This window comes from Arthrobacter sp. Cza30, from assembly GCF_059090765.1.
In genome coordinates this window covers 294,100-315,573 of record NZ_JBNHGA010000009.1, presented here as the reverse complement: position 1 = coordinate 315,573, position 21,474 = coordinate 294,100, and the positions used below count along the sequence as shown (strand labels likewise).

Annotated in this window: 18 protein-coding genes and 1 pseudogene; 16 read left to right on the top strand and 3 right to left on the bottom strand. The window is 66.5% G+C overall.

The window, feature by feature from the left end:
* The 10 genes and pseudogenes from AC5RVZ_RS27995 to AC5RVZ_RS27950 all read left to right on the top strand — a co-directional run.
* Window positions 1-286: pseudogene (locus AC5RVZ_RS27995) on the top strand (biotin--[acetyl-CoA-carboxylase] ligase); the annotation flags it as partial.
* Window positions 287-357: 71 nt separating this feature from the next.
* Complete coding sequence (locus AC5RVZ_RS27990; protein ID WP_494068880.1) at window positions 358-927, top strand: PH domain-containing protein; 570 nt, start codon at window positions 358-360, stop codon at window positions 925-927.
* Between the two features lie 72 nt (window positions 928-999).
* On the top strand, window positions 1,000-2,136 hold the full coding sequence (locus tag AC5RVZ_RS27985; RefSeq protein ID WP_494068879.1) for a 5-(carboxyamino)imidazole ribonucleotide synthase: 1,137 nt from the start codon (window positions 1,000-1,002) through the stop codon (window positions 2,134-2,136).
* A 126-nt stretch (window positions 2,137-2,262) separates the two neighbouring features.
* The gene (purE, locus tag AC5RVZ_RS27980; protein WP_494068898.1) at window positions 2,263-2,730 is read left to right on the top strand and encodes a 5-(carboxyamino)imidazole ribonucleotide mutase; all 468 of its coding nucleotides are present in this window, start codon (window positions 2,263-2,265) and stop codon (window positions 2,728-2,730) included.
* Window positions 2,727-4,205, top strand: coding sequence for an LCP family protein (locus AC5RVZ_RS27975; protein ID WP_494068878.1), 1,479 nt, complete (start codon window positions 2,727-2,729; stop codon window positions 4,203-4,205). Before purE ends, AC5RVZ_RS27975 begins: the two co-directional genes overlap by 4 nt.
* Before the next feature lies 1 nt (window position 4,206).
* Window positions 4,207-5,337 carry a glycosyltransferase gene (locus AC5RVZ_RS27970; RefSeq protein ID WP_494068877.1) on the top strand — a complete coding sequence of 377 codons (1,131 nt, stop codon included), beginning with the start codon at window positions 4,207-4,209 and terminating at the stop codon, window positions 5,335-5,337.
* A gap of 127 nt (window positions 5,338-5,464) precedes the next feature.
* Window positions 5,465-8,116, top strand: a complete 2,652-nt coding sequence (locus AC5RVZ_RS27965; protein WP_494068876.1) for an FG-GAP-like repeat-containing protein — start codon at window positions 5,465-5,467, stop codon at window positions 8,114-8,116.
* Window positions 8,117-8,206: 90 nt separating this feature from the next.
* Window positions 8,207-9,091: an ABC transporter permease gene (locus AC5RVZ_RS27960; protein WP_494068875.1), complete on the top strand. Its 885-nt coding sequence runs from the start codon at window positions 8,207-8,209 to the stop codon at window positions 9,089-9,091.
* The gene (locus AC5RVZ_RS27955; protein ID WP_494068874.1) at window positions 9,088-9,831 is read left to right on the top strand and encodes an ABC transporter ATP-binding protein; all 744 of its coding nucleotides are present in this window, start codon (window positions 9,088-9,090) and stop codon (window positions 9,829-9,831) included. The genes AC5RVZ_RS27960 and AC5RVZ_RS27955 overlap by 4 nt, the downstream gene beginning before the upstream one ends.
* A complete protein-coding gene (locus AC5RVZ_RS27950; protein ID WP_494068873.1) occupies window positions 9,832-11,787 on the top strand; it encodes a DUF6541 family protein in 1,956 nt (651 codons plus the stop codon). It begins immediately after the preceding gene.
* Here AC5RVZ_RS27950 and AC5RVZ_RS27945 read toward each other — a convergent pair.
* Both AC5RVZ_RS27945 and AC5RVZ_RS27940 read right to left on the bottom strand, forming a co-directional pair.
* Window positions 11,771-12,211, bottom strand: a complete 441-nt coding sequence (locus AC5RVZ_RS27945) for a DUF2304 domain-containing protein (protein ID WP_494068872.1) — start codon at window positions 12,209-12,211, stop codon at window positions 11,771-11,773. The genes AC5RVZ_RS27950 and AC5RVZ_RS27945 overlap by 17 nt on opposite strands.
* A 2-nt stretch (window positions 12,212-12,213) precedes the next feature.
* Window positions 12,214-12,909, bottom strand: coding sequence for a glycosyltransferase family 2 protein (locus AC5RVZ_RS27940; RefSeq protein ID WP_494068871.1), 696 nt, complete (start codon window positions 12,907-12,909; stop codon window positions 12,214-12,216).
* A 60-nt stretch (window positions 12,910-12,969) separates the two neighbouring features.
* On the opposite strand from AC5RVZ_RS27940, the gene AC5RVZ_RS27935 reads away from it, so the two are divergent.
* The 4 genes from AC5RVZ_RS27935 (at window position 12,970) to AC5RVZ_RS27920 (ending at window position 18,142) form a co-directional block, all read left to right on the top strand.
* Window positions 12,970-14,142 carry a glycosyltransferase family 4 protein gene (locus tag AC5RVZ_RS27935; protein WP_494068870.1) on the top strand — a complete coding sequence of 391 codons (1,173 nt, stop codon included), beginning with the start codon at window positions 12,970-12,972 and terminating at the stop codon, window positions 14,140-14,142.
* A 91-nt stretch (window positions 14,143-14,233) separates the two neighbouring features.
* Window positions 14,234-15,331 (top strand): DegT/DnrJ/EryC1/StrS family aminotransferase, encoded by a 1,098-nt coding sequence (locus AC5RVZ_RS27930; protein ID WP_494068869.1) that lies wholly within the window; start codon window positions 14,234-14,236, stop codon window positions 15,329-15,331.
* A complete protein-coding gene (locus tag AC5RVZ_RS27925) occupies window positions 15,331-16,317 on the top strand; it encodes a Gfo/Idh/MocA family oxidoreductase (RefSeq protein WP_494068897.1) in 987 nt (328 codons plus the stop codon). The genes AC5RVZ_RS27930 and AC5RVZ_RS27925 overlap by 1 nt, the downstream gene beginning before the upstream one ends.
* Window positions 16,318-16,363: 46 nt before the next feature.
* Window positions 16,364-18,142 carry an ABC transporter ATP-binding protein gene (locus AC5RVZ_RS27920; protein WP_494068868.1) on the top strand — a complete coding sequence of 593 codons (1,779 nt, stop codon included), beginning with the start codon at window positions 16,364-16,366 and terminating at the stop codon, window positions 18,140-18,142.
* A gap of 24 nt (window positions 18,143-18,166) precedes the next feature.
* Here the strand turns inward: AC5RVZ_RS27920 and AC5RVZ_RS27915 are convergent, their stop codons facing one another.
* Window positions 18,167-18,922 (bottom strand): glycosyltransferase family protein, encoded by a 756-nt coding sequence (locus tag AC5RVZ_RS27915; protein ID WP_494068867.1) that lies wholly within the window; start codon window positions 18,920-18,922, stop codon window positions 18,167-18,169.
* Between the two features lie 277 nt (window positions 18,923-19,199).
* On the opposite strand from AC5RVZ_RS27915, the gene AC5RVZ_RS27910 reads away from it, so the two are divergent.
* Window positions 19,200-20,279 (top strand): glycosyltransferase family 4 protein, encoded by a 1,080-nt coding sequence (locus AC5RVZ_RS27910; RefSeq protein ID WP_494068866.1) that lies wholly within the window; start codon window positions 19,200-19,202, stop codon window positions 20,277-20,279.
* Window positions 20,276-21,466: a glycosyltransferase gene (locus AC5RVZ_RS27905; protein WP_494068865.1), complete on the top strand. Its 1,191-nt coding sequence runs from the start codon at window positions 20,276-20,278 to the stop codon at window positions 21,464-21,466. The genes AC5RVZ_RS27910 and AC5RVZ_RS27905 overlap by 4 nt, the downstream gene beginning before the upstream one ends.
* Window positions 21,467-21,474: the final 8 nt, after the last annotated feature.

Genomic DNA, 21,474 nt, shown 5'->3' with positions numbered 1-21,474 from the left:
TCTCGAGTGCGACGAGGACCGACTGCTGGCCGACTATCTCCACGCGCTGCACGAGCAGCTGTCCGCCCTGATCGCCGCGGGCGGCGACGCGGCCGCGTCGGGCGTGCTCGGCGAGGTGGAGTCCCTGTGCAGCACGATCGGCAGCGACGTCGCCGTGTCGCTTCCCGGGGACGAGATGCTGCGCGGCCGCGCTCAGCGCATCGACCACGACGGGCGGCTGGTCGTCGTGCAGGACGGTGAGTTCGAGAGCGCCGTCTCGGCAGGCGACGTGGTCCACGTCCGCTGACTGAGTGTGCAGCGTGACGCAATGCGGCGGGTGATCCGGGCGGTGTCGGGGATCACCGTGACAATGGGACCATGACGCAGCCGACGAGCTATGGCGGCAGGCCGCTGACGCCCGCTCCGGGTGCGCCCACGCCCGAACTGCTCGTCGCGCGCTTCCGCGGTCATGCGCGCCGGCTGACCTGGTCCGCGCTCGTGCTCATCGCCGTCGCCGGCGCGTCCGGCTATCTGTATGGCAACCTGCCCGCACCGTTCGAGAACTGGATGCTGCTGACCGCCGCCGGCGTCGTCGTGCTGCTGCTGGTTTTCCTGCCCTTCCTGCGCTGGTGGTCGCACGTGTACACGATCACGACCCGCCGGGTCATCGAGCGCCGCGGAGTCCTCGTCGTGAAGCGGCGAGAGCTCACGCATGTGCGCGGCTACAGCGTGCAGGTGCGCCGCGGTCTGCTGCAGCGGATGTGGGGCGCGGGGTCGCTCGCGCTGTCCAACGGCGTGGACCAGCCGCTGCGGCTGACCGACATCCCGAGCGTCGAGCTCGTGCATGAGGCGCTCGTCGACCAGGTCGAGGTGAACCAGATCCTCGCGCACCGGGACGCGCAGCCGCTTCCGCCGGGCCCGCCGCCTCCGGTCCCTTCCGGCGCGTAGTCGCTCCCCGGCGTCGCCCCCGCGACGACGTCCGCGTCCGTGCGCGAAGATGGAGGAGTCGGAAGGAGCGGCATGGCGCTGCGAGTGGGAGTCGTCGGGGGCGGGCAGCTGGCTCGCATGATGATCGCGCCGGCGGTGGAGCTCGGGGTCGAGCTGCGCGTGCTCGCGGAGGACGAGGGGATGTCCGCATCCCCGGCCGCGACCGCGGTGGGCGACTATCGCAACGCCGACACCGTTCTCGCGTTCGCGCGCGAGGTGGACGTCGTGACGTTCGACCATGAGCATGTGCCGCAGGACGTGCTGCATGCTCTCGTCGACGCCGGCGTGGCGGTTCACCCCGGCCCGGACGCGCTGCGGTTCGCGCAGGACAAGCTGCTCATGCGCGCCCGACTCGAAGAACTCGGGATGCCGCAGCCGGACTGGGCCGCCGTCACCGGCGCCGGAGAGCTGCAGGCCTTCATCGACGCCCACGGCGGACGGGCCGTCGTCAAGACGCCTCGCGGTGGCTACGACGGCAAGGGCGTCCGCGTCGTCAGCGCCGGCAGCGAGGCGGACGACTGGTTCGCGGTGCTCGCCGAGGACGGTCGGGGCGGAGCGCTGCTGGCCGAGGAGCTCGTCGACTTCTCCCGCGAGCTGGCCCAGCAGGTGGCGCGGCGCCCGTCCGGTGAGGTGCGCGCCTATCCCATCGTCGAGACGGTCCAGCGCGACGGTGTGTGCGCCGAGGTCATCGCGCCCGCCGCCCACGGCAGCCAGCGCCTGTCCGAGGTCACCACGCAGATCGGCGTGAGCATCGCCGAGGGCTTGGGCGTGACCGGGATGCTCGCGGTCGAGCTTTTCGAGACGACCGACGAGCGGGTCCTCGTCAACGAGCTCGCGATGCGCCCTCACAACAGCGGACATTGGAGCCAGGACGGTGCGTTCACGAGCCAGTTCGAGCAGCACCTGCGTGCCGTCCTCGACCTGCCGCTGGGCGACACCGATCCGCTGACCGGGTGGACCGTCATGGTCAACATTCTCGGCGGACCGGCCGAGGGCGCGCTTGAGGAGCGGTTCGCGGAGGCCATGGCGGATCACCCGCGCGCGAAGATCCACACCTACGGCAAGACGCCTCGACCCGGACGCAAGGTGGGGCACGTGAACGTCGTCGGCGACGATCTCGACGAGGTGGCGTACCAGGCCCGCGCCGCGGCATCCTTCTTCGTCGACTGACCTCTCGATCGCGAGGCGGCTGGAACAGCAGCCGCGCCGTTGCGGGCTTCTTCCAGCCTGCCGCCCTAGCCTTGACGAGTGACTCGGCCGCTGCACTCCTCCGACGCGCCCCTGGTCGGCGTCGTCATGGGCTCCGACTCGGATTGGCGCGTCATGAGCGACGCGTCGCAGGCGCTCAGCGACTTCGGCATCCCGCACGAGGTCGAGGTGGTATCGGCGCATCGCACGCCCGACAAGCTCATGCGCTACGGGCGCGAGGCCCGCGGTCGCGGTCTCCGCGCGATCATCGCCGGCGCCGGGGGCGCCGCTCACCTCCCGGGCATGCTGGCATCCGTGACGGCGCTTCCGGTCATCGGCGTGCCGGTGCAGCTGGCGACCCTCGACGGCATGGATTCGCTGCTGAGCATCGTTCAGATGCCTGCCGGGATCCCGGTCGCGACGGTGTCGATCAACGGCGCGAAGAACGCCGGCCTTCTCGCCGCTCGGATCCTCGGCGCGTCTGATTCCTCCGTCGCCGAACGGGTCGAGGCGTACGCCCGGGAGCTGGAGGGACAGGTCGAGGAGAAGAACCGGCGGCTGAAGGAGTCGCTGTGAGCGTGATGAACCCGCCGCGGTCGTCCGCCCGCGTTCCGCGAGCCTCGGTCGTCGAGGAGCGCCCGCTGCGCTATCCGGATGTCTCGTCGCGCGCCGTGATGACGCGCCGCGGCTGGTGGCTCGTGATCCTCAACTTCCTCCTGCCCGGTTCCGCACAAGCGGTCGCCGGTAACCGGCGGCTCGGCCGCTTCGGTCTCGGCGCGACGCTGGTGATGTGGGTTCTGCTCGCCCTCACCGCCGTGATCGGACTGCTGTCGCCATCGACGCTCGTGTCCATCGCGACCGGCGCATGGATCCCCGAGTGGCTCGCGTGGCTGCGGTGGGTGCCGCTCACACTCGTGCAGATCGTGCTGGTCGGCTACGTCGTGCTGTGGGTGCTGCTCACGGTCGACACGCTGCGTCTCGTGCGGCTGGTGAAGACGGGTTCCCTGGCGCGCTTCGCCATCGCCTTCGTGTCGGTGCTGCTCCTCGTCGGAGCGGGGAGCGGCGCGGTGTACGCCGCGCAGGTCGCAGGGGCGACGCGCGATGCCTTCACCGACCTGTTCGGCGAGTCGGCGCCGGTGGTGCCGCCGTCCGACGGCTACTACAACATCCTGCTGCTGGGCGCCGACTCGGGTGAGGGGCGCGACTCGATGCGCTTCGACAGCATCTCGGTCGTGTCGATCAACGCCCAGACCGGCGCGGTGACCATCACCGGCATCCCGCGTGACATGCCGCACTTCCCGTTCGCGCCCGGTCCCATGCAGGACCGCTACCCCGACGGTCATCAGGGCCACGCGGACCCCAGCTGCGGGTGGGGGAGCGGCATCAACCAGCTGCGCACCGAGGTCGAGGTGTGTCAGGACGGCTCGGAGCTGTACCCGGATGCTGCGGCCAACGGCTCCACCCCGGGCATCGAGGCGACGAAGGACGCCGCCGAAGGCATCATGGGGATCGAGATCCCGTACTACGTCTTCATCGACATGCACGGCTTCGCGGCGCTCGTCGACGCCCTGGGGGGCGTCGACATCACGGTGGAGCAGCGCCTGCCGAAGGGAGGCGGCCCCGCGTACGACGGGCAGCCCGCCGAGGAGTGGGCCATCGGCTGGATCGAGCCCGGCCCCCAGCACATGGACGGCGACACCGCGCAGTGGTACGCCCGCTCGCGGTACACCACCAGCGACTTCGACCGCATGAAGCGTCAGCGGCAGCTGCAGGAGGCCATCCTCGCGCAGTTCAACCCGCAGAACGTGCTCACCCGGTTCCAGGATGTCGCAGCCGCCGGCACCGCGATCGTCGAGACGGACCTGCCGCAGGGCCTCATCGCGCCGACGCTCGTCGACCTTGCGCTGAAAGCCAAGGAGCAGCCGATCACGACGATCGAGCTGACGCCCGAGGGTGGCATCGACGAGTACAACCCCGACTACGCCTACATCCAGGAGCTGATCCGCACTACTCTTCATCCGCCCACGCCGACCCCCTCGCCGGAGGGCTGACGTGGTGGCGACACTCCGCGTCATGCTCGACCAGCTCGTCGCGTCGACCGACCCCCACCTGGCCGAGGCGTCGCGCGAGCTGGCGAAGGCGCTCGTGGCGAGCGCGCCCTCCGGCTGCGAGGTCGCCGCCATCGTGCCCGCAGGCGGAGATGCGGACGCGCTCGCGGGAGTCACCGGACTCGCCGACGTGCGGCGCACGGCGCTGCCGCGCCGCGAGCTCGCCGCAGCGCTGCAGCTGGGCGTCGGCACCGGCATCGGCGGAGGCATGATCCACTCGCCGACGCTACTCGCGCCCCTCGTCAAACATGACCGCGTGCACGACCATCACCAGACCGTCGTGACCGTCTGGGACCTGCGCCCGTGGGAGTCGCCCGACGACCTGCCGCGCTCCATGGTCGGGTGGCACAGGGCCATGCTCAAGCGCGCCGTGAAGCACGCCGACGCGGTGGTCGTCCCCACTCACTCACTCGCCGAGCGGCTGATCGGCATCGCACCGGCACTGGTGGACCGTGTGCGCGTCATCGCCGGCGCATCGCCCCTCGGCTTCGCTGTTCCCACCGACGAGGTCGGCCGCCGGCGCGCTCTCGACCTCCCGGAGGGGTTCATCCTGCTCTCCGGTGAACCGCTCGTGTCCGAAGAACTGGGTTCCGGGTTCGCCGCCGTGGCGGCATCCGGCATCGATGTCCCGATCGTCGTGATCGATGTCGCCGAGGGTCATGAACCGGCCGTCGTCGAGCTCGCGTCGGCCGCCGGCGTGCCGGAGAGGCGGGTACACGTCCGTGAGGCGCTGGACGTCGCCGATCGAGCCGCCGTCCTCGGAGGCGCTGTCGCCTTTGTGGCCCCCTCTCGTCGTGCGGCCTTCCCGTGGCGCGTCGTGGACGCGCTCACTCTCGGCGTGCCCGTCATCGCGGCGGACTCCGCCGTGCACCATGACGTGGTGCTCGACGGGGGCGAGCTGGTCGCGGCACCGGACGCCTCGAGTCTGGGGGAGGGCCTCGGTGCAGCGCTCGCCGATGCTCTCGGCTCAGCCGCCTCCGCCGAACGACTCGGCGTGATGGCCGGCGACCGCGGGCGGGCCTTCTCGTGGCGCGAGGCTGCCGACAAGGTCTGGATGCTCCACGCGGAGCTGTGAACCGCTGGTTCCTGTGAACCAGCTTGGAATGGAGTGCCGGAGCTTGCCGCACACGCGAAATGTTGTATGCACGCGTCACATCAGTCACACTGGTCCCATGGTGGGGGCTCCGAGGAGAAGAATCCGCATGCGCGCGACGCGTCTCGCGGCGGTGTTCGCAATGGCGGTCGTCGTGTCCGGCGCAGTCGTGGGCGGGCCGCAAGCAACGGCGATCGCGGCAGCTGCGGGAGCGGATACGGCGACTTCGGCTCACACCGCGTCCATCGCACAAGCGGGAAGCGCGAAGGCGGCGGACCTATCGAAGTTCCAGGCCGGCAGCATCGTCAGCGATGCTGTGTTCTTCGACAGCGGCACGATGACTGAGTCGCAGATTCAGATGTTCCTCGAGCAACGCGTGCCGCGCTGCGACGCGGGGTACACATGTCTGAAGGACTGGTATGACACGTCGCGTACGACGTCTGCGGACGCGATGTGCGGCGCATACTCCGGCGGCGTGCGCGAGCGAGCATCGCGCATCATCTACAAGGTCGCACAGGCATGCGGGATCAACCCTCAGGTGATCCTGGTGACGCTTCAGAAAGAACAGGGGCTCGTCACCCACAACTGGCCCAGCGAGTGGCGCTACACGATCGCGATGGGGCAAGGGTGCCCTGACACAGCAGCCTGTGACACCCGGTACTACGGGTTCTTCAACCAGGTGTATGGCGCAGCGTGGCAGATGAAGCGCTACGCCAATCCGCCTGGCACCAGTCAGTACTTCACCTGGTACGCGCCTGGCAGAACGTGGAACGTGCTCTATAACCCGAACCGGAACTGCGGTTCCTCCCCGGTCTACATCCAGAATCAGGCGACCGCGAACCTGTATTACTACACGCCGTATCAGCCGAACGCAGCCGCACTTCGCGCCGGTTACGGCGAGGGCGACGGGTGCTCGAGCTACGGGAACCGCAACTTCTTCAACTACTTCACCGACTGGTTCGGATCGACCCAGACTCCGGCGAATGCATGCGCGGAGCCTGGCGCCTCGAGCGTGGCCGCTGCGTCGGGCCTCTACGTGACGAACACGGATGCGGTGAACGCCAGACGCGCGCCCTCCACCAGCTGCGACGACGGCGTACGCACCCTGGCTTCAGAAACACTGCTCGTGCGTACGGGCACATACGCGGAATGGTCTCGAGTGAGCGTGGATGGCGTGACCTCTTGGATCAGATCGGACCTGCTGACCTCGCTGTCGTCCACGGCCGCGCCCGCCCTAGCGCTTGACGACACGAATCACATCTTCGCCTTGACCTCGACGGGGAACGTCCTCGCCTACCCGTTCTCGAAGGTGGGGCGGTGGGGGACGGCCGTCACGCTTCTCGAAGGTCAGGGGTTGTCGCAACTCGTCGCGGTCGGCGACGTGGACCAGGACGGTCATCGCGACCTCGTCGGACTCGATTCGCAGTCTCGCGCTGTTCTTCACCGCGGCGACGGGGTTCGCCTCGCCGATCCCGAAGTACTGGCTGTCGATTGGTCGTCGGCGAGGCTTGTCACGGGCGCCGGCGATTTCGACGGCGATGGGAATCCGGATGTATTCCTCGTGACCCACAAGGGCGAGCTGCAGCTATGGCGCGGCGACGGCAAGGGATCGTTCCATCCGCCTGCCGTCATCGGCAACGGCTGGGGGGCCATGACCAGCATCACAGGCGGAAGCGATCTCTCGGGCGACGGGATCCCAGACCTCATGGCGCGTAGCAGTGCCGGCACGCTACACCTCTATCGAGGGGACGGCCGCGGCAGTTGGGCAGGCAGCGCACAGATCGGCCGGGGCTGGTCCTCGGTCACCGCTCTCGTTGCGCCCGGTGACTTCACCGGTGACGGCAAGCCGGATCTGTTGTCTCGCGATGGCGACGGAGCCCTTCATCTGTATCGCGGAACCGGCACTGCCGTCGCCTACATGGCACAGGTGGGCACCTCATGGGGGGGGATGCGGTCGATCGTGGGCCCTGGCATCCCGGTCGAGGCGCCGGCCCCGCGGACGTCGGGCCCCGGCGCGGGTGATATCAACAACGATGGCTACACCGACCTCGTCGCTGTAGCCGATGGCGGTCTGCTGCTCTACCGCGGCGATGGGAAGGGCGGATGGCTGGGAAGTGGCGTTCTCGACGGCTCCTGGCCTGCCGGTGCGCGGCTCGTTGCGATGGCCGACTTCAACGGAGACGGTGTGCGTGATCTCGGCCGCATCGGCACCGATGGAACCTTCTCCTTGCTTCCCGGTACGGATGGGACGACTCTCGGGCCGCCAGTGTCAATAGGCGTCAGATGGGGAGCCCTCACAAGCGTGTTCGGTGCCATCGACTTCGACGCAGACGGCAACGTCGACGTCATGGCACGCGATTCGAGCGGCCGACTCATCCTCTACCGAGGTGATGGCAAAGGCGGCTGGGCTGGTTCGTCCGTCGTCGGCAACGGCTGGAGCGGATTCGACCACCTCGTCCCGGTCGGAGACTTCGACGGCGACGGTTTCGACGATCTCCTCGCTCGGCGCTCCGACGGGACGCTGTGGCTCTATCCGACGTCCGGTACCGGTGGATGGAAGAAGGCACGCCAGATCGGTCGAGGGTGGGGCGGCTTCACGGCGCTCGCCGGACCGGGGAACTTCGATGGCGCTGGAGGCCCCGATGTGCTCGCACGTACGGCGAGCGGCGAGCTCATGCTCTACCGGGGCGACGGCGACGGCGGCTGGTCGGGCAGCGTCCGCATCGGAAGAGGCTGGTCAAGCATGTCGCAGATTCTCTGATCGAGCGCGCACGGCTTGCGATCAGGCGTGCGCGATATGATGGGTCCACGCCTTTGTGGGCATGACCCATCCCCGAACTCGAGTTGAGCCTTGCCCGAAAACACCAACGTCTTCGCCACCGTGCCGCGTGCGGAGTTCGACATACCCGGGCGCAGCCGCGGGCTTCTCGACGCGTTCCGGTGGCACTACCTGCTACGACTCCTCGTCCGCACCGGGGTCACGACGCGATACCGGAACTCCATCCTTGGATGGACATGGTCATATGTGCGTCCGGCGGCCCAGTTCCTCGTCTTCTGGATCGTCTTCGGTGTCTTCCTCGACTTGAATCGTGTGCCGAACTTCGCCGTGTATCTGTTCTCGGGGATCGTGGTCATCAACCTCTTTTCGGAGGCCTTCAAGAACGCGACGACGTCGATAGTGAACAACGCGCCACTCGTGCGAAAGGTCTATCTACCGCGGCAGCTCTTCGCGCTTTCAGCGGCCTTCGTCGCATTCGTGCACTTCCTGCCGCAGCTAGCACTGCTCGTGGTCGTGGTCCTCTTCCTCGGGTGGGTCGTACACATCACCGCTCTCTCCATCCTCGCCATCATCGCCGGGATCCTGATCATCATGGTTTTCGCGCTAGGGCTAGGCCTATTCTTCGGCGCGCTGAACGTCAGGTTCCGAGACGCGGAGAACATCGTCGAGTTGCTGCTGCTCCTCGCTACGTGGGCGTCACCGGTGCTGTACTTCTGGACGATGGTCGACGAGGTACTGCCCGACTGGGCAATGCGCGTGTACCTGCTCAATCCCATCACCCAGGCCGTGGAACTCTTCCACTACGCCTTCTGGTACCCCGTGACGAGCAGTGAGCTGTCGCTGCCGCCCGACCTGGGGTGGAACACCTTGTGGACGCTCGTCATCAGCCTCGCGGCACTCACGCTCGGCCAGGGTGTGTTCCGCCGTCTAGAGGGAAGGTTCGCACAGGATCTATGAGTGGCATGACCGCGGTGGACAACCGGCCGAGCATCATTCTCGACGGGGTCCACAAGAAGTTCACGCTGAACCATGCGTACTCCTTCAAAGACACACTCGTGGCATGGATTCGCAGGCAGAAGGTCACGAGTCAGTTCGAGGCACTCAGAGGCGTCGACCTCGTCATCAACGAGGGTGAGTCAGTCGCGATCCTCGGTCTGAACGGATCTGGAAAATCAACACTGCTGAAGCTGGTATCCGGCGTGATGCAACCGGACGGCGGCGAGGTGCTGACGCGAGGACGTGTCGCTGGCCTGATCGAAGTCGGCGCAGGGTTTCACCCTGAGTTGTCCGGACGCGAGAACGTCTTCCTCAACGCTGCGATCCTGGGCATGAATCGCCGGGAGATCGAGGCCCGATACGACGAGATCGTTGCGTTCAGCGGCATCTCGCAATTTATCGACCAAGAGGTCAAGCACTACTCGTCGGGCATGTTCATGCGCCTTGCGTTCTCCGTAGCGATACACGTCCGCCTCGACGTCCTGCTCGTGGACGAGATCCTCTCAGTGGGCGACGCACCTTTCCGCGAGAAGTGTCGCATCAAGTTCCAGGAGCTCATTGCGGCCCGAAAGACACTAGTGGTGGTAAGCCACGACATGGAGATGGTCCGCGAACTCTGCACACGCGGGATCGTCATCGACAAGGGCTTGGTGGTCTACGACGGACCCGTGGAGGGAGCGATCAGGCGGATCGAGGCCTAGGTGCTCGCCTGGCTTGCTGAGGGCCCTGCTTTCGTCGCCGCAGTCACGGTGATCTTCGGTCCCGGAGTCCTCATCGCCCTTGCCGCGGGACTCCGCGGACTGCCGGCCTTGGCACTCGCTCCCGCGTTCGGCACTGCGGCTTTGACAGGGGCCGCGCTCGTTCTCGGCGCGTTCGGGATCGCGTGGCGGCCTGTCACGGCGATTCTGGCGTCACTTGTCATCGCGGCCGTGGTACTCGCCGTCCGGCTCATCTTGAAGTTGAACCCGGTATCCGACCGGCCCGCCAGCCGCTCGCGCACAACGATCCTCGTCGTCGGTGTGCTGATCGGCGGCCTCTACACGCTCTGCAGACTCGCTTTCTACATAGGCGAGCCAGCGGCGATATCACAGACCAATGACGCGGCCTTCCACCTCAGCGCGCTCCGCTTCGCGATCGAAACCGGTGACGCCTCGCCACTGAAGCTGAATGCCGTGATCGGTGCGAACAGCTTCTACCCGTCTGGCTGGCACGTGCTCACGACTCTCGTCCCACAGCTGACGGGGGTGGACGCGACCGTCGCTGCGAACCTGGTCAGCGTCGTTCTTGGTGCTGCGGCATGGCCGCTCGGCATCGCCTATCTGACTCGCGTCGCGGCAGGAACGATCGCCGCCGCGATCTCCGCCTCGCTCAGCGGCTTCGTCGCCGCCTTTCCGCTCCTGCTGATGCAATGGGGAATCCTGTACCCGCAGCTGCACGCTGTCTCGCTGCTTCCGGCCGGCATCGCCCTCGTGCTCAGCACGCGCATGTTCCTCGTCCACACCGACGCGGCCCTCGCCTCTCGTTGGTTCCGCGTTGTCGCACTGACGTCCATGGCGGTCGCCGCCATCGCCGCCGCTCAACCCTCGGTGATACTGCCTTGGGCTGCGGCCGCTTTGAGCATCGGCTTCTGGTCGCTGATCTCGGCGTGGCGTGGATTGCCGGGTCGCCTTCGATTGCTCGCTGTGACGGCAATCGTCGTGGCGATTACGACCACCATCGTGCTGTGGCTCACGTTCGCGTCCAGCGTGTCGGTCACGTGGCCCCCGTCACGCAGCAAGCTCGAGGCTCTGGTCGACGTGCTCGGGAATGGCCACCTTGGTTATCCGTGGGCCGTGGGAGTCAGCATGCTGGCATTCGTGGGGCTGGCCGTGGCCATGCGCCGACCCGAACTGCGGTGGCTCCCGACGCTTTGGGTGGTACTCAGCGGTCTGTACTTCCTCGCAGCCGCCGTTGGCTCGCCCGGCCTGCGGTCCCTGGGGGTCGGAGCCTGGTACACAGATCCATATCGGCTGGCCGCGCTGGCGCCTGTCGCCGTCATTCCCCTCGCGGGCATCGGAGGAGCAGCCATCGCGCGGTGGGCCGGCGCTGCTCTCGCGCGGGATGACGCGCGCGGGCGACGCCAGCGCGGGCAGGGTCGCGCCGGCTGGAGCGCCGTGGGCGTCATCGCCTTCGTCGGAGCCGCGGCGCTCGTCGTATCGCCGCAGATCGCGCGGCGAGATGTGTTCGCGCAGCGACTGGATCCCAACCTTTTCACGATCACGGCGGATAGTTTCCTGTCCGAGGACGAGCTTGCCATCCTGCGCCGACTTGACGAGCATGTGCCTCCCGACGGCGTCGTCGTGGCCAACCCCAGCACCGGAGCTTCTTTCGGCTACGCGATCAGCGGCAGGGATGTCGTCCCGCGTACGTGGGCGCCGCCCAGTGGCTCAGACTATGGGGTCCTGTGGAATTCGCTCCGCGACGTGGCATCCGATCCCAGCGTCTGTTCAGCGCTCGACGCCTTCAAAGCCCGGTACGTACTCGACTTCGGGCCTGGCGAGGTTTATCCAGGGCGCTGGATCATGCCGGGCTTCACGGACATCGACGGAAAACCCGGTTTCGAACTCCTCGACAGAGAGGGCGACGCGTCGCTCTGGCGGGTCACAGCCTGCGGTTGAGACCCTCGTCGCTGGAACCGTCGTCGGGCTCGGTATCGGCGGGCGAGGCCGGTGTCGAACGATCCACTGCCGTTCGATGGGCAGCGACCTCCCGCTCCGTCTCCCGTGCTTCGAGGATGGCCGTCCGGCGCGCGAGCACGGTGAGTTGCCGCTGGAGCGAGACGTTCCGACGGAACTGAGAGAAGACGAACACCAGGAAGACGATCACCAGCGCATAGAGCAACAGATCTGCACCGCGGCCGACGCCGATCAGATTCGCCACGAAGGTCAGCCATTGCGGGAACAGCACAGCCGATATCGCGACGACCACGAACAGCATCAGGCCCAGGCGCCGGAGCGCCAGATGGCTGTCTGCGCCGCTGCGGCGCATCACTATGACGCCGAGAGTCGCGATAGCGATCACGAGGAGCAACTGGATCCACATGATCAGCGCACCACCAAGTCCACGAGGATATTGACGGCGTTGAGCAAGCTCTGGCCCTTTGCTCTGGAGTAATCGGTGTACAGCACCTCGACCGGGTGCTCCGCCCACGGCAAGCCAGTTCGCCCGAGTTGCAGGACAATCTCAGTGGCGTGGGCCATGCGGTCCTGTTTGAGATCAACCTTCGCCGCGGCGTCTCGCCGGATAACGCGCAAGCCGTTGTGGGCATCAGTCAGCGTCAGTCCAGTGGTGACGTTCGTGACGCGCACGGCGGTCTTCAATACGAGCTTCTTCAGCACGCCTGGGCGGGTTCGATCGTCGAGAAAGCGCGAGCCGAAAACTACGGCAAGGCGGTGACTCCTGGCACGGTCCAGCATAGCGACCGCATCCTCAACCCGATGCTGACCATCTGCGTCGAAGGTGACGATGTACTGAGCGTCGGCGTGCTCAAGCGCGAATTCGAAGCCGGTCTGCAGAGCAGCTCCCTGGCCGAGGTTGAACGGGTGACGGATGACGATAGCGCCTGCGGCGCGTGCAACGGCCGCGGACTCGTCGGTCGAGCCGTCATCGATACAGACGACGTGACTGAAGTCCTCTTTGAGATCCTGCACGACCTGCCCGATGACCGCCTCTTCGTTGTAGAGCGGGATCACGACCCATGCATCCCCGCGGCGGGAAGTGCGCGCAGGGGTATGACTCACGGATCCATTCTTACAGAGGGCGGCGGGGCAGAACCGATGCTCGTCTAGGATCTACACGTCATGCGCATCACCCTCGTCAGTCGCATCTTCGCCCCCGAGCCTGCTGCGGCCAGCGAGCGTCTGTCGACGCTGTGCCGCGAGATGGCCGATGAGGGGGACAGCGTGACAGTCATCACGTCCACTCCCGGTCGAGGTGCGGCGACCTCCGACCACGAGCGGCGCTACCGCGTCAAGCGCTGGCCCGTCCTGCGCGATCGCCACGGGTATGTTCGCGGTTACCTGCCCTACCTGAGCTTCGACATCCCAGCCTTCTTCCGCGTCCTGTTCGCACGCCGACCGGACGTCGTCGTCGTCGAACCTCCACCGACCACCGGTGTTGTCGTGCGCGCCCTGTGCGGGCTGCGACGTATCCCTTACGTCTACTACGCAGGCGACATCGTGTCCCTTGCGGCTGAGTCCACAGGCGCGCCTCGATTCGTCGTGCGGGTTGTCCGCGCGATGGAACGCTGGGCATTGTCCGGCGCAGCAGGGGTTCTCGCGGTCACGGGCGAGGTCGCCGACCGCGTGGCCGAGCTGGCACCACGGGCCGCGCCCGTCGTGGTGGGTCACGGAGTCGACGAGCAGACCTTCCACGCTGACGTCGCGCCGCACGGAGAAGCTGCCTTCGCCGTTTACGTGGGCACGGCAAGCGAGTGGCATGGTGCTGGCGTGCTCATCGAGGCCCTCGCCGTGGCGCGGCGGCGCGGACACGCAGTTCGAGCCGCCTTCATCGGCCAAGGTAGTGACTGGGGCGCGTTGCAGGATCTCGTCGCCGAGCACCATCTCGCTGATCTGGTCAGCTTCGGCCCGCTCGTACCGGCTGCCGAAGCCGCCAGGGTGCTTCGAGGGGCGCACGTCGCCCTGTCCTGCCTCCGTGCAGACACCGGATACGATTTCGCGGTGCCCACGAAGGCATACTCCGCGGTGGCCGTCGGAACTCCGGTGATCTACGCGGGCCCCGAACCCACTCGATCCCTCATCAACGAGAACGGTTTGGGAGTCGGCTGCGACCGCGATCCGGAAGTGATCGCGGATGCGCTCATCTCGTTCTCGAACGCACCATGGGATGAGGGCCGCCGCCGCCAGCTCGCGCAGTGGGCTCATGAGAACCTCTCGGGACGCGCCGTCGCGCGTCGAGCTGCGGCAGTCGTCCGGCAAGCCGCCCGGCCAGCCGGCCGTCACGGCCCTAGCTAGACTGGTTGACGGCCCGAGGCGCCGCTGAGCCGTCCGTCCGCGCACGGGCTGCCCGGAACGGGGCGCACCGTCGATTGACAGAGGAGACTGCGTGAGCGAGCTCATCCCGCCTGCGAAACCCATCATCGGCGAGGAGGAGCGTGAAGCTGTAGACCGCGTCCTTCGATCCGGCATGGTCGCGCAAGGCCCCGAAGTGGCGGCGTTCGAAAGTGAATTCTCCGCGCACTTCGTGGCTGGCCGTCCGGTGGTTGCGGTGAACTCCGGAACGTCGGGGCTTCACCTTGGACTTCTCGCAGCCGGCGTCGGCCCCGGCGACGAGGTGATCGTACCTTCGTTCACATTCGCTGCGACAGGGAACTCGGTTGCCCTGACGGGGGCGACCCCGGTCTTCGCGGATATCGAGCCGGAGACCTTCTCCCTCGATCCCGCCGCGGTGGATGCGGCCGTCACGGCTAGAACGAAGGCCATCCTGCCGGTCCACCTGTACGGACACCCGGCCCGCATGCGGGAGCTTCTGGCAATAGCAGAACGGCGTGGTATCGCGGTTTACGAGGATGCGGCGCAGGCACATGGGGCGTCCTTGGATGGCACCCCTGTCGGGGCTTTCGGGGACTTCGCAATGTTCTCGCTGTACCCGACGAAGAACATGACGAGCGGCGAAGGCGGGATGGTGTCGGCCATAGATGAACCATTCGCTCGTCGCGTGCGGTTGCTGCGCAATCAGGGGATGGAACGTCAGTACGAGAACGAGCTGGTCGGGTTCAACGCCCGGATGACGGACATCCATGCCGCCATCGGACGCGTTCAGTTGAGGAAGGTCGATGGTTGGACCGCCACCCGACAGTCCAACGCGGCGTTCCTCGACGCGAATCTCCGCAATGTCGTGACGCCGCCGGTCGCCGCAGGCGCAGTGCACGTCTATCACCAATACACGATCCGAGTCCCAGACGACCGTGACGGGTTCGTCCGTGCACTGCGGGACGAACATGGAGTCGGCTCGGGCGTCTACTATCCGATCCCGAACCACCGCCTCCCGTCATTGGCACGCTTCGCGCCGGGCCTGGATCTTCCCGAGTCTGAGCGAGCGGCGCGCGAAGTCGTCTCCCTCCCGGTGCACCCGTCGCTCACGCAGGGTGACCTCGACCGCATCGTCGCTGCTGTGAACGCCGTTGCCGGATCGGGTGCGTGATGGCCGCTCTGAGAGCCGGGCTGCTCGGTGTAGGCATGATGGGGCGCCATCATGCCCGAGTCCTGCGCGAGTTGGACGGCGTGGATCTGGTGGCCGTCGCCGATCCGGCCGGCGATCCTCACGGCGTCGCTGGCGATCTGACCGTACTCCCAGACATCGACGCCTTGATAGCCACGGGATTGGACATAGCTGTCGTAGCGGTACCCACCCGATTCCACGAGGATGCGGCTCTTCAGCTTGCTGCTGCAGGCGTGCACACTCTTGTGGAGAAGCCCATCGCTGCTTCACTCGAGGCGGGGCAGCGCATGGTGGATGCCTTCGAGAGCGCGGGGCTCGTCGGGGCGGTCGGTCACGTGGAGCGGTTCAATCCGGCGCTTCAGCAGCTACGCCGCCGCCTGGAGGCGGGGGATCTGGGCGCCGTCTACCAGATCACGACCCGGCGGCAAGGCCCCTTCCCGTCACGGATAGCGGACGTCGGTGTGGCGAAGGATCTTGCGACGCACGACGTCGACCTGACTGCATGGGTCGCGCAAAGCGACTACACGCGTGTGTTCGCGCAGACGACCTTCAAGAGCGGCCGCCAGCACGAGGACATGATCTCCATCACCGGCCGTCTGGCTTCCGGCGTCATCGTCAACCACCTCGTCAATTGGCTGAGCCCTATGAAGGAGCGCATCACGGTCGTGACGGGCGAGAAAGGCGCGTTCGTCGCAGACACTGCTGCCGGTGACTTGACGTTCCATGCCAACGGCACCGTCTTCGTGGAGTGGGAGTCGATGGCGGCGTTCCGCGGTGTCTCGGAGGGTGACGTCACGCGTTTCGCCTTCGCGAAGCGGGAGCCCCTGCGCGTGGAGCACGAAGCCTTCCGCGACGCGGTGCTCGGTAAGCCCAGTGACATCGTGACGATGCAGCAGGGGCTCCGGGCGCTCCATGTGGTCGAGGCGGCGCTCATCTCAGCGCGCGATGGCAAGGCGGTGTCGTTCTGACGTCCAAGCACTTGCCGCGCCTTCGCGGAGCGGATGAAAGTTCGCCATGAAGGAACTCTGGGGAGCACTGCGCAGTCTGCTCGGCCTTCTGCCGCGGGATGCACGCGCATTCCTCATCCGATACTCGGTCAGCTCATCGGCGCTCGCGCTGATCGACATCCTTGCGCTGGGCCTGCTCGCGATGGTGCTCGCGGCTTTCGCGTCAGGACGGGCGGTGTCACTTCCGCTCCTCGGCGAGATCCCCGACGACGCCGTTCTGTGGCTGCTGGTCGGCGCGTGCGCGCTGATGGTCGCCAAGTCGATGATCGCGCTCGTTCAGCAGTGGTATGTCACGCGGCGAATGGCGCAGTTCGAACGAGTGATCGGGAACAGGCTGTTCGACGCATACATTCGGGCACCATGGCTCGAGCGACTGAACCGCAACTCCGCTGAGCTCGTACGGATGGCGGATGTGGGTATCGCGAACACCACGGCGGGCTTGCTTCTTCCCGCCGCTTCACTGCCATCTCAGGTGGTGACGTTCGCATCTGTCCTTCTCGTCCTCCTGATAGCTCAGCCGTTGATCGCGGTGGTGACACTCGCATACCTCGGCTTGGTGGGGGGGATTCTCTACGGTTGGGTATCCAAGCGCGCTGTCCGATATGGGAGAGCCAATCGGGACTACTCGTTCAAGACTGCGCAGCTCATGACCGAGATGGTGCAGGCGATGAAGGAGATCACGCTGCGCAACAAGGCGAGCGAGGTCGCACAGCTCGTCGACGAGAACCGGGCTCAGGCTGTCAAGGCGCGAGCGTCGATAGGTTTCCTGGGTGCGATTCCCCGATTCGTCGTGGACTCCGCCATCATCGTCGGCTTCCTGCTGATCGGGGGCGTGGGATACCTCGTCGGCGGTCTCGAGACCGCCTTCACATCCATCGCCTTGTTCGGACTCGCCAGTTTTCGCATGGTTCCGTCGATGCTTCAGTTTCAAGGCGTCATGACCACCACTGCATCTACGCTCCCGCATGCGCGAGCGGTGATGCGCGACATCCGAGACGCCGAGGCGTACGTCTCGACCGCTGACTCCATCGGGTACGGCGCGCTCGATGAGCATCCCGGCGAGCTGCGGTTCGAGAATGTCTCCTTCACATATCCGGGGAGCGAAGTGCCCGCGCTCCGCGATGTGAATCTGCGCATACCGTTTGGAAGTCACATCGCATTCGTCGGAGCATCCGGAGCCGGCAAGTCCACCATGATCGACTTGCTGCTGGGATTGATCACTCCGACAAGTGGAGTCATTCGCGTGGACGACCAAGACCTCTCCGAGGTCCTGGGCACGTGGCGATCCCGCGTCGGGTACGTTCCGCAGGATGTCGCTCTCTTCGACGGCACCATCGGGCAGAACGTGGCACTGACCTGGAGTCACGACTACGACCGGGACGCGGCGCGAATTGCGCTTTCACGCGCCCAGTTGGACGGTCTCGTCGAGGTTCGAGGCGGCGGGATCGACGCGGCGGTGGGCGAACGCGGCATGGCTCTGTCAGGAGGGCAACGGCAGCGTCTCGGCATCGCCCGCGCGCTGTACCCGGAGCCTGTGGTCCTCGTACTCGACGAAGCGACTTCAGCCCTGGACACGAGAACCGAGGAAGCTGTGACAGCTGCCATCGCGGGCCTCAAGGGGGCCGTGACTGTCATCACGGTCGCGCATCGTCTGGCCACGGTACGCGATGCGGATCTTGTGTGCTTCTTCTCAGAGGGCCGGATCGCCGCGCAGGGCACCTTCGACGAGGTGGTACGCGCCGCGCCCGATTTCGCCGTGCAAGCGAAGCTCGCTGGGCTGGCTTGACCGCGGGACCAGCACGTCGCCCATTCAGCCGGTGAGGCGTCGGTAGGTCTGAGTGAGGCGCGGAAGGTAGGGCTCGGGAGTGTGCCATTGCAGGGCCCACGCACGCGCACCGAGCTCGGTCGCCGCTTTCGCGGGATCGTCGAAGTCCCTCAGCACCTGTGCGACCACGTGTTCGACGTTGCCCTGCCGTATCGGCAATGGCGCTCCGTCGGGACCTGGCAGATGATCGCCGACCGCGGCGAGCGGGACCCCGATCGCCATCGTTTCCAGCTCTGACACGCCGAGCACGGTGTTCGCCTGGCCCACAGCGACGGACGCGTGAGAGAGGAAGTCGAGGTAGTCATGGTGGGCCATCTTAGGGACCAGCCGAACCCCGAGTGCCGCCGCGTCCGCGGAACCCGGGCCCCAGTCGAGCCCGCGGACCTCGACGCCGGCTCTAACCAGCGCATCGGCCACCGCGAGCATCTCGTCGAGTCCCTTCACCGTGTCCCAGCGGGACGAGAACGCGACGTATGGTTGCGGTCGCCACTCAGGGAGTTGATCCGGGTCGACGAAGACTGGAAGGTACTCGGCGTCCGCGCGAGCAGTTTTCGCGTTGTGCTCAAGATCTGGAGTCGAGTAGTAGACGTGAGCAGCACGGTCGATGTAGGACTGGATCTTCCCATGCTCCCCGGGGTTCTTCCAGCGGGTCCGGATGTCTGTGCCGTGAAGGTGCAGCACGTATGGCCGGTCAGGGACGAACCAGGGCATGATCCGGCTCGCCGTTGTCGCGAAATGCACGTGCACCACGTTCGCCCAGGCGACGTTCGCGGAGATACGCGCGAACGTGCGCGCTAGAGCGAATCGGGATGGCTTGGCCTGACCGGGGCGAAGGCGGGGCCACGATTTCACGGGCGGAACTATTCGCCACGGCAGGCCACGCCGACGGGCGGCATTCACGAGGTGCTGACCGACGAAGGCGCAGTCATTGAGGTGCAGCGCGCGGGGAGACGGGCCCATGCTTCCAATCGTAACGAGGCGCGGATAGGCCGATCGTTCGCGCTGTTACGCTTTCGACGTGCGGGTGACGGTGGTAACGACGTGGTTCCCATCAGACCGCAATCCCGGCGCCGGGTCGTTCAATGCTCGAGATGCGCGGGCCCTGTCGCTGGACCACGACGTGACCGTGGTGCACTTCGTTGCGCCTCGCTTGGACGATGGCCGAAGGGCGTTCCGTCACGATGGGATCCATGTGACCCGGCTGCCGATCGATGTGCGGACACCGCGCGGCATGCTGCATGCAGCGGGGGAGGTGCAGCGCTTGACGCGGGGGAGCGACGTCGTCCATACGATGGCCGCCCCGGCGGTGCTGCCTTTCCTCCTGCGTCGGCCGACTTCACCGTGGGTCCATACTGAGCACTGGAGCGGGATCGCCAGGTTGGCCGACGACCGGCGCCCGTTTCGCTCCGGAGCGGCCCGATTTCTGTCACGGATACCGGCCGAAAGGCCGGACGAAGTCGTCGCAGTGAGTGACTATCTTGCGGAGCGCGTGCGGGCTGTGCGCCGTGGCCCCGTGAGCGTCATCGGCAACATCGTGGATCCGCCGCCCCTCGTACCTCGCAGGCGAGATGCCGGCGACCGGCGGATCCGCGTCATCGGCGTCGGGAATGTGGTGGCGGGTAAGGGTTGGCGTCTCGCGGTCGATGCAGTCGCAGCACTCCGTGCCGAGGGACGTGACGTGGAGCTGGTGTGGCTGGGTGACGGGCCACAATACGACGAGTTGCTCGAGACGGGCGGCGGTGCCTCGCTACGAGCCCCCGGACGCGTGGATCGGGACCGACTCGCCCAGGAGTTCGCTGACGCGGACGTCTTCGTGTTGCCCACCGAGCGTGAGACGTTTTCGCTCGTCACCGTGGAAGCGCTCGCGGCCGGCTTACCCATCGTCGCCACGGGCGACGGAGCGCACCTGACCTTCATCCGCCCCGGAATCGGGACCGTCGTCACGCGCGATGCGGAGTCGATCGCGCGCGGGATCGTCCGCGCAGCCGAATACGATCGAAAGGCTGTCCGGGCTCTCGGGGCGCAGATCGCCAGTCGTTTCGACGAAAGGAGCTTCCGGCGGGCGTACACCGAGGTCTACAAGAGAGTGAGCGGATGAGCGCGAAGACGGTCGACATCATCATCGCCGTACACGACACCCGTCGTAACATTCGCCGCGCGGTCGGCTCCGTGTTGCGCGACGATGATCCGACCATCCGCGCGTACGTGGTCTGTCACAACGTTCCGAGGGCAGCCGTGGAGAAGGAGATCGCAGACATCCTCGCGCGCCACCGTGGCCGCGTCCGTGTAGAGGAACTGCACGATGGCGTTCCAAGTCCCTCGGGTCCGTTCAACTTCGGCCTCGCTTCCTCGGACGCCGATTACGTCGGCATCATGGGATCCGACGATGAACTCGATGCCGGCGCCATACCGCAGTGGAGGGAGCAGGCGGACCGGTACCGCGCGGACGCGGTCATCGCCAAAGTCGTGCGCGGGAACCAGCGTACGCTCGTGCGCTCTCCACCTAAACGGGTCTGGAAGACCGGTCCGCTGAGCTTCTCGCGGGATCGTCTGTCGTACCGCAGCGCGCCGCTTGGACTGATCCGGCGCGAAGCCGTCACGCGTTTGCATCTGCGGTTGCTGGACGGAGCGCGCAGCGGGGGTGATCTGCCTTTCGTGACGCGTCTGTGGTCGCTTGGTCGTGTCGTCCCAGCGACTGGAATCGGCGCATACGTCGAGCACGCCGACGCGCCCGTGCGTGTGACATGGGAACCGAAGCCGGTCTTCACTGAACTGACTGCCATGCGCGACCTGCTCGGGAGCGCCTTCGTGCGAAGTCTGTCCAAGCGTGACAGAGAGGCTCTCGCGACGAAGCTCGTCCGGCGTAATTTGATGGACACCATCCGAATCCGAGATGGAGGACGCGCCCTCACAGAGGACGACCTGGTGGCACTGAGGGACGCGCTGACACGGATCGGTCAGTTGGCGCCGCGCGCAACCGATTACATCTCCGTGGTGCAGCGCCGAGTCGTCGATGAGCTGCAGCGCGCGACGCCCGATCTTGCTCGGATCCATGAGCTCAATGAACGGATGATCGAGCCCAGACGCTGGGACACGATCGCGCCAGCGCGATGGCGCTACTTCTTCCACGCGCAAGCGCAGCCTCGCTACACGGTGGCAACAGCGCTGATCAAGGTCGGCGCGTCACGTTATGTCCCACTGGCGCGCAGCATCGTGTTGGCTGCACTCGTACCGATGGTGCTGGGCCTGCTGTCTTTCGGCGTCATGCGCGCTCTGCGGCAGTGATGCTCTCG

Coding starts and splice junctions, on each gene's coding strand:
- AC5RVZ_RS27990 (WP_494068880.1), top strand. CDS start 358: ATGACGCAGCCGACGAGCTATGGCGGCAGGCCGCTGACGCCCGCTCCG.
- AC5RVZ_RS27985 (WP_494068879.1), top strand. CDS start 1,000: ATGGCGCTGCGAGTGGGAGTCGTCGGGGGCGGGCAGCTGGCTCGCATG.
- purE (WP_494068898.1), top strand. CDS start 2,263: ATGGGCTCCGACTCGGATTGGCGCGTCATGAGCGACGCGTCGCAGGCG.
- AC5RVZ_RS27965 (WP_494068876.1), top strand. CDS start 5,465: ATGCGCGCGACGCGTCTCGCGGCGGTGTTCGCAATGGCGGTCGTCGTG.
- AC5RVZ_RS27955 (WP_494068874.1), top strand. CDS start 9,088: ATGAGTGGCATGACCGCGGTGGACAACCGGCCGAGCATCATTCTCGAC.
- AC5RVZ_RS27945 (WP_494068872.1), bottom strand. CDS start 12,211: ATGTGGATCCAGTTGCTCCTCGTGATCGCTATCGCGACTCTCGGCGTC.
- AC5RVZ_RS27935 (WP_494068870.1), top strand. CDS start 12,970: ATGCGCATCACCCTCGTCAGTCGCATCTTCGCCCCCGAGCCTGCTGCG.
- AC5RVZ_RS27925 (WP_494068897.1), top strand. CDS start 15,331: ATGGCCGCTCTGAGAGCCGGGCTGCTCGGTGTAGGCATGATGGGGCGC.
- AC5RVZ_RS27920 (WP_494068868.1), top strand. CDS start 16,364: ATGAAGGAACTCTGGGGAGCACTGCGCAGTCTGCTCGGCCTTCTGCCG.
- AC5RVZ_RS27905 (WP_494068865.1), top strand. CDS start 20,276: ATGAGCGCGAAGACGGTCGACATCATCATCGCCGTACACGACACCCGT.